The following is a 14,795-nucleotide window of genomic DNA, read 5'->3' as shown; positions in this document are numbered from 1 at the left end:
TGGTGGTGGTGGCTACAGTGGTGGTGGTGGCTACAGTGGTGGAGGATCATATTGATGGCCAACACACGCAGTGTAGATTTTCTTCCTGAGATATTTCAGACTGATGCCAACAAGCAATTCTTGGCAGCCACACTTGATCAACTGATTCAAGAACCTAATTTTAGAAAAACACAAGGCTTTATTGGTCGTACTGTTGGTCCAGGCGTGAACCCCAACGACAAATATGTGGTTGAACCCACAAAAACACGGGCCGACTATCAACTCGAACCAGCGGTAATCAGTCTTGTGCCTGACACTGATACTATCAAAAATGCTATCACCTATCCGGGCATCAATGACGCTGTGGGATTTCAAGGAGGCAACAGCAGTCGCCCTGACAGATTATATTCAAGTGAATACTATACCTGGGATCCGTTTGTTGACTTTGATGCATTTATAAATTTCAGCCAGTACTATTGGATTCCTGCTGGCCTGGCCGCAGTGGACGTGGCATCTGCTGGTATTCCTACCACTGATAATTTTGTAGTAACCACCAGTAACAACGCTTACAATTTTTCAGGCGTCAACGGCAATAATCCTGTGATTGAATTAGTGCGCGGCGGCAGTTACACGTTCCAAGTATCTGATGAATTTTGGATACAGTCAGAACCGGGCATATCAGGGCAAATACCTGCAACCCCAAACATCAGCAGTAGAGATGTGTATGGGGTTGCTAACAATGGTGAAACGTCTGGGACTGTGGTTTTTAATGCTCCGCTTAAAACCGCACAAATCTTTTATAATAATTTGAACAGCATTGGTTCCATTGATCTGGTGACCACATTACAATTCTCTCAAATTAATAATAAATCAGTAACAGAATTTATCATAGCACAAGGTGGAATTGACGGCACTACCAATTTGGATGGGCGTACCTTGATATTCACCAATCAGATCAGTGATGCCGAAGCCGGCGGCTGGCAACGGACCACTGGATACGATCCGTTAGTTGCAGGATCTGCTAACAACGGACTGGTTGGTAGTTATGATACTACAACATACAGTCAAACAACTGATATACCACCCGAAGATAGATATCAAGTGTGGACTATTACCTATGTAGAAAGCGCAGGTGTCAACTATATTAATTTGGTTAAGACATCAAATATTGCAAACCTTGACAAGTTTAATATTATCTACGGTACTGTTTATAGCAATACCCAATGGTTCAAAGATGCAACTGGTACATTAAAACAGATTCCTTTATTGACCGCGCCACAAGATACCTTGTATTATCAGTCTGGAACCAACGCAGAAATTTTTGGCCGCATTCTTTTGGTTGAGCCTGGCAACAGCAGTATACTTGATGTTGACAGTGTTATTGGTCAAAAAACATACACCAGTCCCAATGGAGTGGCATTTACCAATGGCCTCAAAGTACGATTTACTGGAGACATTGTCCCTGTTAGTTACGGTTCGGGCACCAGTAGTTTTCAATGCACAGCCACCGAAGCCGGCACAAATTATATTACCTACTACAATTCTACCAATTTATATGTAGGACAGGAAATCGTATTCTTAACACCAACTCTAGGTGGACTTGATGCCGGCACAACTTATTATGTAAGATCAATCGCGGCCAATGGGCTTAAATTCACAGTAAGTACAATACCAAACGGCTCGGTAGTGACGTTGCAAACAGGCACCGGCACAATGAATGCAATCTCTATAAGCAATCACGAATATTATGTGAGTGGTGTAGGTACTGCAATTGAATTGTTACCTGTTGAAAATTTCACAGTATACGAAAGTTATGCAACTGATTACACTGACAGTACCATTGCAGTGGAGCCAGCAGATATAGATTATCTAACTATCAGTCGCGCCAGCAAAGATTTAAACGCATGGACAAGAAGTAATCGCTGGTTCCATATTGATGTAATCAACGCCACCGCGGTGTATAACAACACAACCGCCGACATTGACAACAATTTCCGTGCCAAGAGACCAATCATACAATTCCGTCCGGGCATACGTTTATGGAACATGGGAACCAGTGGCAAAGCACCAGTGGATATCATTGACTTCACAGAAACTGATGCGTTTTCAAACGTAGAAGGATCTACTGGTTATACAACCGACGATTATACCCTGGCAGAAGGCTCACGAGTTATCTTTGCCGCAGATGAAGATTTAAATGTACGTGACAAAATCTATGTGGTAAGTTTTGCAACGCCGGATACTGTGCCTCCGCTGATTGCACAGCCAATTATTGTGTTGACCGAAGCCGCAGATGGTGCAGTTCAATTGGACGAATCTACGGTTTGCATTGATGGCAACACCATTGCTGGACTAACATTCTGGTTTGATGGCACAGCCTGGATTGAAGCACAACAAAAAACTTCAGTACAACAGGCACCGTTGTACAACGTATACGATATAGATGGTGTGAGTTTTGGCGATCGAGTCAAATATCAATCCAGCGACTTTGTAGGCTCAAAGTTGTTCAGTTATGCTGTGGGCGACACAACCATACTTGATCCTGTTTTACAATTTCCTTTGCAATATCTCAACATCAACAACGTTGGTGATATTTTGTTTGACAACAACTTGTACGTTGACACATTCACCTATACCATCGACAATGTCAGCACAGTTACTCCTATCAGTTCAGGCGCCGCAAGAGAGTATGAAGATCGTGTGACTTATCGCAAACTGATTGGTTGGCAAACTGCGGCAGTTGAACAACAAATCTATCAACAATTTAAATTTACCTATACAGGACAAAGTCTTAAACTTGATATTGCAGTGACATCACAAACCGCAATTGCAGTTCCTGTAATCAAAATTTACGTTGGCAGTGTATTCATTGAACCCAGCATGTACACCTACACTGTTGGCACCGACAGTACTGTTATCACATTGACTGATACTTACTTGCCTACTGACATTATTGAAGTGTTGGCATTGAGTGATCAAACTAGCACGGTAGGTTTTTATCAAGTCCCTAATAATTTACAAAGTAATCCCCTTAATGCAAACAGTTCTGCATTTACACTGGGCACAATTCGTACTCACTACGAAACCATTTGCGAAAACTTGTTAGATCTAACTGGACCAATAAATGGCTCAAACAACAGTCGAGACCTTGGCAATATTATTCCTTATGGCCTAGAAATTCTACAACAAAGCGCACCGTTGACCTTGGCCGGCTACTTCATGCGTAGTCCCAGTTACAATATATTTGCATCTTTACAATACAACAGTCGCGAATACACAAAGTTCAAAGCGCAAATGCTAGACGCAGTGTTGACCCAAAACAATATTGCTTTTAAAACCACAGCCACAATTCTTGATCAAGCCATTCAAGACATCACTCTGGGAAAGATCGAAACACAGCCTTTCTACTGGAGTGACATGATCCCGCAAGGCGTCACAAGTTACAGCAATACCTACACTGTGGGACTAACCACCAGACCCACGTTTGATACTGTGCAGGTGTATAACTACACTTCGGCCAACTATCTTGGACTATGTGTATATCTGAATGATATTATATTAACCAGGGACCTAGAATATGTTGTGGCAACCGACGGCCCAAGACTAACAATATCAGCGACTCTTGCAGTTGGCGATACTGTTACCATCAATGAATACAGCGCCACTTACGGAAATTTTGTACCCAACACTCCTAGTAAGATGGGCCTGTATCCAAAATATGAACCAGAGATAACAACACTGGTAACTTCAAATGGCACAGGCGAATTTATACTCGGACACGACGGCAGTGAGACGCCAGTGTTCGGAGACATTCGTGATCAGGTATTGTTGGAATTTGAAACAAGAATATACAACAATATCAAACAAGATGGCAACCCAGTACCTCTCACAATAGAAAATGTGTTGCCCGGACAGTTCCGTGACACAGGATACACCTTTGAAGAAATTAACAATATCTTTGCCGAGGACTTGTTGAGTTATTGCGGATGGAACAAACTAAATTACAAAGAACAAACATTTAGTGCCACCAATGAGTTTACCTGGAACTATAGTGGCACTACCAACCGCCTCAACAACCAAAATTTACTAGGCGCCTGGCGCGGTATCTATCGCTACTTCTACGACACACAACAGCCCGAGTACACACCTTGGGAAATGTTAGGCTTAGAAATTGAACCCACCTGGTGGCAAGATCGTTACGGTCCTGCCCCATATACCGCAGACAACTTGGTGTTGTGGGACGACTTGGAAGCCGGCCTTGTGGCAGATCCTGTTGTGCCTTACTACAAGCCCAACTACGCAAGACTAGGGTTGACATCGGTCATACCCACAGGCGGCGAAGGCGAGTTACTGAGTCCACAAAACAGTGTTGTGGGCGGTGTGCCATTGAATCAAAATGTCAGCGCCAGATATCAAAAGAGTTGGGCCATTGGCGATGGCGGCCCAGTTGAAGCGTCATGGTGGAATTCCAGTTCATATCCTTTCTCGGTAATGCATGTGTTGGCAGTTACTCGTCCGGCCGAGTTCTTTGCGCTGTTTGCCGATCGTGATTTGTATAAGTTCGATACTGACTACAATCAATATCTCTACAATCAACGTTATAGATTGGATGCCAATGGTATCGAGGTGTATGGCAACGACGTCAGCAAAGCCAGTTACATTAACTGGATTGTAGATTACAATAGACAAACTGGTATCAACTCAACTGATCTTTTGACTGCGGATCTTGCGGCACTAGATGTGAGATTGTGCTATAGAATGGCCAGTTACTCAGACAAACAATATGTCAAATTGGTTACTGAGAAGTCTAGTCCCAACAGTACCAACACAACGCTGACGATTCCAGACGAAAGTTACAACATCTTGTTGTACAAAAATCAGCCGTTTGATCAGATAAAATACAGCAGTGTGGCTGTGCAAAAAGTCGATGGTGGCGGATACGCTGTATTTGGTTATGGCACAACTCAACCGTATTTTGAAATATTACAAAGCCAAGCAGTGGGCAAACTGGAAGAATACAGTGCCGGCGGTATCACGGTGCGGGTACCAACTTTCTATTCAGACAATGTGACACAAGTTCCGTATGGATTTGTGTTTGTGAATGAAACCGCAGTGAGTGATTTCTTACTGAGTTACGGTAAATTATTGGAAAAACAAGGACTAACATTTACCGACAGAGTCAATGGTTACACACTGGACTGGTCAAGAATGGTCACGGAATTCTTGTACTGGAGCCAACAAGGCTGGAGCACAAATGCCATTATCAATTTGAATCCATTGGCCGGAGGGCTGACTGTTACCCGACCAGGTGCAGTGGTCGACAGCATTGTGACTGAAACCAGCGAAAACTTATTACTGGATCAAAATTCAAACGAAATACCCACACGTTCGTTAAATGTTGTACGACTGGGAAATACATTTACTATTCAGCCACTGACCACACAAAGCATAAGTTATATCAATTTGAGATTTACCAATTACGAACACATGATTGTGTTGGATAATAAAAGTGTGTTTGGAGATTTGATTTATAATCCAGTCACTGGTGCAAGACAGAGTAGATTGAATCTAGTAGCGGTGACCACCAGTGACTGGAACGGCAGCGTAGATACTCCAGGATTTATTTTAAATCAAGACAACGTCAAAGAGTGGACTGGATTAAAAATCTATCCCAAGGGCGAAATTGTCAAGTACAAAAATGTATACTGGTCAGCATTGACAATTGTGCAACCCAGCGCAAAGTTTGACTTTAATGTTTGGACTCAGAGTGACTATTCACAGATTGAACTAGGACTATTGCCTAACTTGGCCAACAAGGCCAATCAGTTGGCCAACAGTTACAATATCAACGCTGCCAATATTGAAACAGACAATGATTTATTATCCTATGGCTTGATTGGATTTAAGCCACGTCAGTATCTAGCCGCACTTAACCTTGACGATGTGAGTCAGGTCAATGTATATCGGCAATTCCTAGGCACCAAAGGTACTAGACTAGCCACAGACTTGTTCAAGTCTGCCAACCTAGGTAAAGAATCTGCTGACTACACAATCTATGAAAACTGGGCAGTACAACGTGCAACATATGGTGCCAATGCCAATCGCAGTTTTATTGAATTGCAGTTGAACCGTGCGTTATTGAGTGCAAATCCTAGCCTGGTACAAGTTGTTGTGCCGCAACAAGCAAGCGCCGCAGACCAACAAATATACTTGACCGATGTGTGGCGTAGTAGTTACAAACTAACCAGCACAGATATTCTTCCCACCACTACTGAATTGCCCACAGACATTGGGTTACCCACGGCAGGTTATGTGAGTCTTGACGACACTGATATCACAGTGTTTGACATCACAAACACAGAGAGTATGGCAGCAAATATTGATTCAATCCAGGTAGGCACCAGCATCTGGGTGGCCAAGATCAACGACTACGATTGGAACATTTATCGTGCGCAGGCAGTACCTGGACAAATTCAACACGTTTGCGACAATTTGAACGGTACAAGTCGTGTGATTTTTAATGATCAACACGGTCTGGCAACAGGTGATAAACTGATCATCAAATTCTTTGACACCGAAATCAATGGAGTGTACCAAGTACTCAGTGTACCAAACCTGGACACAGTAAACATTGCATTTGCATTTACCAGCAACCGTGCAGTGGCCAATGGCACAGGAATTGGATTCACATTACAGACCATGCGAGTGGCTCAAGCCAGTGATGTTGATAGTTTGCCTTATGCTCTAAATATCTTGCCAGGCGCCAAAGTTTGGGTCGACGACAACGGTGACGGACTCTGGGAAGTATTGCAAAAAAATGATGTGTTCTCAAGCATTGTTGCATTGAATCCAGTACTGCTAGATGCTGGAGAACAATACGGTGCCAGCGTGGCACAGGCCAGAAACAAATTGGCCGCATTTGTAGGCAGTCCAAACTATGGATTTTACACAGGCACCGCCAAAGGCGCAATATATGTATATGTCAAGAGTTACAGCGATCAGTATACACCTGTTAGTCCGTTAGGCACCGGCGATGCAATACTCACACTAGATGCAACAGGTGTACGCGGATACGGTAATGCCGTAGACTTTGGCAATCAAACCTGGGCAGTGGCCGGTGCCAGTGCTAGTTTGGGATCAGGCAGTCAACCCAACAATGGTTATGCCTGTGTGATCTATCGAGATCCATTATTGGGGGTACCAGGATCTATTCCGTTTGGACAATGGCAATTGCTTACCCAACCCGCAGGATATGGTACACTACTAACTGGCGCTGGAGAATTTGGTTACAGGGTGGCCATGAGTCTCGACGAGCGTTGGATGTACATCGGCGCACCGGGACTAAACAGTGCTCATGCATATGGGTATGTTGATTGGCAGAATCAAGTTATCAAAACGATTGCCAACGGAGTGACCACAACATACACCATCGATGATACCATACAAATCAACAACGACTACCAACTCAAAGTCACATTAAATGGACAAATACAAACAGTTGGAACCGACTACACAATCAATGGCAGTTTTGGCACAGTCACTTTTGTATCTGCACCAGGAAATACCACAGCAGGTAATTTTATTCCGGGCGCAACATATACAATTTTAACTGTGGGCACCACTAATTTTACAGCAATTGGCGCAAGTTCAAATACTGTGGGAGTTGAATTTATTGCCACTGGTGCGGGATCGGGTACAGGTACTGCCCTTGCTGAAGTACTGATTGAATTTGCACGATACAACAGTTTCCAAATTCCATATACTGCGTCAACAGTTGATCTTGATAATACTATCGATGCGGATGGACGCAATGTGGGATTGTTTACTGCCACAAATATATACTCATTCAGTATCACAGTTGATGATGAGTTGTTGCGCCCCAACATCGATTACACATTTGCAGGCACAACGGTAACATTTACCGGATCATATATCAGCAGTAATATTATAGTTGCAAGAGCCGAAGGTTACTTTGAATATGCAAACACTCTCACAGTGGCTGGGCTTGGTGCTTCTGATCGCTTTGGTCACAGCATTTCATGTACCACAGATGGTCGCCAGGTCCTGGTGGGAACTCCTTATATCACAGTTGATGGCGACGTGGAAGCCGGGCAAGTTTACGTGTTTGACCGCAACGTGCAACGATTCATCTGCGACAGCAATTCGTCTAGTACTGACTTTACAGTGCTAGGATCTGCGCCAACTGCGCCGGTGAGTGTGATTGTGAACAATGAGTTTTATATCAATCAAACTGACAGCGTGATTGATGCGCTAAACTCTTTCACAGTAAGCGGTAATACTATTACAATCTTGGGTGACCTAAAGGTAGGCGATGTGGTTGAAATTGAAACTAATCAATTCAATTTGTTACAAACAGTTTCGCAAAACACCGTGGCTGACTTTTCAAACTTTGGACAAGCAGTAGAAATCTGCGACAACAATTGTAGTCTATATGTGGGAGAACCACAAAGCAGCCAACAAATTTTTAAAGGTGGTGTGGTTGAACGTTTTGTTAATCAAAGCCGTGTGTATGGCACCCTGGCCTGCGGCAACCCATTTGGCACATTGACCCCTGGTGATACTCTGAGGGTGAACAATCAAGACGTGATAGTGCCTGGCGCTTGGTCTGCGGGTATATCATACAATGAAAACACAGTGGTCTATAACACCAGTGGCACGTCAACTATCATCTATGTTTCTCTGCAGTATACTCCATCTTCTACAGCATTAACCAACACAACGTATTGGTCGCAAGTTAATTCAACCATAGTATCAGCATCGGTAAGTTATCGGACTTTGGCCGCACAAATCAACGCAACTGTTTCTAATGTAATAGCAGTCGTGAATGTTGACGGACATCTTACTATATCAACCAAGAACCTAGCGGCGGCGCCTGAATATGACAAATTGCAGATAGCACCCGGTAGCGTGGGCACTGCATTTGATACTATTGCATTTACAACATTTGCTTGGACACAGTTGATTACCAGTCCTTATCCTGTGGAATATGCGGCGTTTGGCAGCGCCATCAGTGTCAACGACAATGCTATCAATTTGGTTGTTGGCGCACCACGAGGCACACTGTATCTCGAAACTGTATTTGATGATGGCACAACTTATTTTGATGCTGGCAGTACCATATTCTTCTCTGTGATTGTACAAAGTGGTGCAATCTATACTTTTGATTATTTGCCAAGCAGTTCGTTGACTGTTACCAACCCAGGTAAATTTGTATTTGGGCAACAAATCAACAACAGCCAAGTACAATCGTATGACACATTTGGCACGGCAGTAAATTACACGTCAGGTGTGCTCATGGCAGGCGCACCCAAGAATGACAGTGAAGATAGCACAGCCAATTTTGGTGCGGTGTTTGTGTTTGAAAACCCAACCGGTTCGGCAGCATGGAGTGTGGCAGAGATTGAACAGCCCACAGTTGATATTCGACTGTTGAATAGTGTGTTCTTTTACGATAGAATCACCAGCGCCAGAACACAGTTCTTGGACTTCATTAACCCACTGCAAGGTAAGATATTGGGTGCGGCGCGGGCCAATATCGATTACATTGGTGCAGTTGATCCTGCCGCTTACAACACAGGCCCTGCAAACATCAAAGGCACCACCTGGTTTGCAGATCATGTGGGAGAAATTTGGTGGGACATCGGAACAGTGAGATTTATTGATCCCAATCAAGACAGTGTTGTTTATGCTTCTCGGCGTTGGGCGCAATTGTTTCCAGGCAGCGAAGTCGATGTGTATCAGTGGATACAAAGCACAACGCCTCCTTCTGCCTACGCTGGTGAAGGAACTCCGTTAACCACGGCATCTTACACTGTGAATACCAATCTGTCACAAGACGGAACCTTTGCCACCTATTACTACTTCTGGGTGAGAGGTATCACCGTGACTGCGACACAACTGGGCAAAACATTACCAGCCAGCACAGTTGCATCATATATTGCCGATCCCAAGGCCAGTGGCATTGCTTACCTGGCACCAATCAATGCCAGCACTGTGGCTCTGTACAACAGTGCTGACTATATTGAAGCCAGCGATACTATTATTAACATTGAGTATGATCGTGAATATACCACGGATAATGTACACGTTGAATATGAATTGATCCCACAAGATCGTGCTGATGGATTCTTGAGCGACAGTTTGTACCGCAAACTTCAAGACAGTTTCTGCGGTGTGGACACATTTGGCAACAAAGTTCCTGATCCTAATCTAAGCCCAGCGGAACGTTATGGGGTGCAATTCCGTCCACGTCAATCCATGTTTGTGGATCGTTTTGCGGCTCTTAAAAATTATTTAAAACGTGCAAACACAGTGCTGGCACAATATCCTATTAGTGAAAGTAGATCGTTTGCGCTACTCAATACCAGCGCACCTATTCCTCCACAAACTGAAATCATAGACAGCGTCTCTGTAACCAACTGGAATTTACAAGTAGCCAATTTAGAAATACTAGGATTCCAAACTCCGTTTTGGTCTAATACCAGTGGATCAATTCCACTGGGGTACAAATATCTTGTGACCACTGACAGTCTCAATCGTGGACTGTGGACAATCTACACAGTTGAGGAAAGTGACACTCAAGCCAACACAAGAGTGTTAAAATTATCCAAGGTCCAAGGATATAATACACCTGACTATTGGAGTTACATCACCTGGTACCGCCCAGGATACAATTCCAGCACCAAGGTCGTGGCTGAAGTTTCTACATATTCAGCACTGACTACTCTTACAGTGCCGGTTGGTAGTAGTGTCAAAGTCACTGCCAATGCACAAGGCAAGTTTGAAATTTATTTGCTAACTGACCTTGGGTTTGAACGAGTTGCACTGCAAGATGGCACCATTGAATTTTATGCAGAACTTTGGGATTATGCACTAGGCCGCTTTGGATTTGACGTTGAGGTATTTGATGCACAATACTTTGATCAAGAGCCAGTGATTGAAACAAGAAAAATTATTCAAGCCATCAACGAAGAATTATTGATTGATGATCTTGCCATACAACGCAACAAGGCCTTGGTGTTGATGTTTAACTTTGTGTTGAGTGAATTCTCTGCACCTGAATGGTTGGTAAAGACCAGTCTGATCGATGTGGACCATAGAATTCGTCAGTTGATTCCATACCAAAACTACATAATTGACAATCAAGAATTTGTAAGTGACTATATTCAAGAAGTCAAGCCCTATCATGTTAGCATTCGTGAATTCAATTTGAAATACTCTGGGTCAGATGAATTTTTCGGCGACTTAACTGACTTTGATTTGCCGGCCTATTATAACACCACGTTAGAAATACCTAAATTTACAAGCCCAATTTTGTTGCCATACAACCATGGCGATGCGTTTAATTCGCCAACCAATACACAAAGTGACTTGCCAGCAACCAGTGCGCTATGGTCAACATGGCCTTATAACCAGTGGTACAGTAATTATTTGATAAAACTAGTAAGAATAGAAATTATCGATGGAGGATCAAGTTATACTGAACCACCGGTAGTTATTATCACAGGAGATGCAATTGATCCTGCAGAAGCCACAGCAGTGATCAACAGCCTGGGACAAGTAGTTGCTGTAAATGTTACTAATTCAGGCTCGGGCTATAGCCAAACGCCAACAATTACATTTGATGGTGGCAATGGTGTTGCGGCTCGTGCGTATGCTGTGATGAATCGCATAGCAGAAGCAGGCTTTACAAACGGAAGATATACTGGTTTAGCACGTAGTTTTCGCACAGTGATCAAATACGATCGTTTCCAATATTTTAGTGATGTTTTGACCTGGAGTCCAAATGGCACTTACCTGTCAGGCATGCTAGTACGTTACGATGACCGAGTATGGTCGGCCACTCCTGCAGATTCTACCGCAGTGGTGGGACCAGACTTTAATCTTGAAGACTGGACTGTGGTTCCTGCAAGAACACTAACTGGCGTAGATCGTACCATGGGATACTATGTTCCTGGAGTTAATCAGCCAGGGCTTGAGTTGCCACTGTTGATTGACGGAGTTGATTACCCAGGTGTGCAAGTCTACGGCGATTATTTCTTGCGCGATCCATTGAGCATTGATGCTGAATACACCAGCGAGTTCACAGACACCACACTGGGAGAACTGCCTACAGACATTAACGTTGATGGTGGAGCATTCATTGGCTTGTATGAAGGCCATTCTCCAGAAGAATTAATCAATGGTGCAGAATTTGACACTCTTGATTTCCGCGTTTACACTCGTCCGGGTGCAGACTGGAACAGAGATGGCCACGGATTCCAATGGAGCACAATTCGTTACACATACGACCCTGCTGTTGAAACTGCATATAGTTGGGCTGGAATCGTAGAACATCCAGTTCAGGTATTGATTAGCAATCTCACTACTGGGTTAGATCTCTCACTTGATATTGATTATACTGTTGACTACGTGGACCAAACTGTTTCTTTACTGACCATGTCAGTGGGCAATCAGTTCCAGATCAACATGTTTGAATTGGGGGGCGGCAGCCAGTTATATCGTGCCAATTATATCGGCGGCGACATTGGTGAGACAGTGGTGGTCCCGGTTAACACAGCAGAAATTGTCAGCATTGCGGTATTTGTAAATGGCGAAAATGTTGACAGTGTAACCTGGCAACCGTATGTTGACAGTGTTGATTGGGATACACTAGATAGTTATAGCAAACTTGACGTAGTGAATAACAGTGGCAGTTACTATCGCGCACTGCAAGATGTGCCGGTGGGTGTGGGTATTGACAACCTACTGTATTGGTTTGAATTTGTTCCTACCCTACAAAGTACAGTGGACTTTGGTACAGATTACGGTGCTACAGATGGCATTGCCATGGTGATATTTGGAACCAACACCGTGGATGCAGGATATTTTGTAATAGGCAAGTCCTATACAATTACCACGGTTGGAACAACCAACTGGACTACTATTGGCGCCGCGTCAAACACCCTGGGCGTGAGTTTTGTTGCCACAGGTGCGGGATCAGGAACAGGCCAAGCATCTACTGTATACTCATGGAGCACACCACAGGTGCAATATCAAGTGGCCGATGCCAACTTGGTTTCAAACAAGATTATAGTGTTGACCAATAGTGTGCAAGGTTCAAATCCAGCCAACGCTGTGGTTACTAAAAACGGATTGAGATTGAGACCACCAGAAGGTATTGAATGGATTGGTGATGATTCTAGCGTGAGTTTTGGGTTACCGCAACGTGGCAACTATAGTCAATCGGCGATCAATGCCATTAGTGATGTGACTGTTTGGGTAGACAATATTTTACAAGTTCAAAACGTTGGATCCACTCAGGGCAACTACGCTGTGACTGCTTGGACTGGTAGTAACACACCGGGTCGTCAGGTTGTGTTCTTTACTCCACCGCCTAGTGGTGCAAGAATTTTGATTGCAGTTGACACGCTGGCAGATTATGCGATTGTTGGAAATCAGGTGCAGATCAGTGCCACAGTAAACTTGAATGATGTGTTTGCCGTGACCACCTGGAATGATACTGCGCAACAATGGCCGTTGACCCTAGTATTCCAGGGCCCTGAGTCAGAAGGCCTAACTCTTACTGAAGGCTACGACACTACACTTTATGATCCATTGTTTATTGATGGTGCTGGGTCAGGAACTTACCCCGCTGGGCAATTTATAATAGGTAACACCTATACTATTTTAACTGTTGGAACAACTAACTGGGTATCAATTGGAGCCGCATCAAGCACTGTGGGTGTATCTTTTGTTACAACTGGCATTGGTTCTGGCACAGGAACTGCCACTGGAACTACCTTTGTTAGAAGTTCTGCAACTGATGCTTTTAATAATACCTCAGGATCATATGATTTTTCTTTAGGAACCACCGTATCTGTAAACAATTTCTATCTAGAAAGAAACCTGAACAATGCCAGTAGGTTGTGGGTAACACTAGATGGTAATAGACTGTTCGAAGGTATTAATTATACTGTGGAAGGTGATTATTTGATACTGGCCACTGGGGTGATTGGGTCAACACAAGTTTTAGTAATTGAAGCATATACCAATAGTGTGGTGCCAGATGCCATGGCATTCCGTATATTCCAAGACATGCGCGGTGTGCAAGCAACTTATAGAATCACGGAAGCAACTACCACAACATTAGCACAAGACTTATCAAGCACTGCCAACATTGCTTATGTTGCAAATGCTGGTCAATTGAGTGAGCCTGATTTAGAAATGGGAATTTTTGGCGTTGTCACAATTGACGGAGAGCGCATTATGTATCGCGCTAGAGACGTTGTGGCAAACGCCATTACAGGACTCATGCGTGGCACAGCAGGCACTGCCGCGTCAGATCACAACACCGGAGCCAATGTATATGACACGGGCCGAGGCAATTTGTTGCCTGAACAGTTGCAGGACTACATTGTGAGTGATACCAGCACAGGGGATGACAGTACCACGATATTCTATGCACCCAGCATAGAATTTAATAATTTTGAAGATTCTGCAGTTGAAACTGCCGCAGTTGAAGTCTATGTAGGCGGGAAACGCCAATACGCTTACAGCGATAATACAGCAACCAGTCAATACCGTTATTTTGTAACAGACTATAATCCACTGGCTGTTGAATTTAGGGTGGATGATTCTGTATTCCCACCGTTGACCGCTCCTGCGGCAGGCGTAGAAGTAACAATTCTAGTGCGCCAAGCCGTAACTTGGTATGCACCAGGTGATGGCACAGCCAGCGATGGAATTGCGCTACAAGATACAGAAACGCAAGCCGCAAGGTTCTTGCGTGGGTTATAAACAAGATAAATAAAAGA

At 43.9% G+C, this 14,795-nt stretch carries 1 protein-coding gene; it reads left to right on the top strand.

All coding sequences use genetic code 11. The features are described 5' to 3' along the window. The first annotated feature begins 120 nt into the window (after positions 1 to 120). Positions 121 to 14,778, top strand: a complete 14,658-nt coding sequence (locus tag ABW391_RS01845) for a hypothetical protein (RefSeq protein WP_353480111.1) — start codon at positions 121 to 123, stop codon at positions 14,776 to 14,778. The last annotated feature ends 17 nt before the right edge of the window (positions 14,779 to 14,795 follow it).

The sequence above is a fragment of the Haliscomenobacter sp. genome, assembly GCF_040403615.1.
Lineage (GTDB): Bacteria > Bacteroidota > Bacteroidia > Chitinophagales > Saprospiraceae > Haliscomenobacter.
Note: the sequence above shows the minus strand (reverse complement) of the source record. Positions and strands in the feature narration are given on the sequence as shown.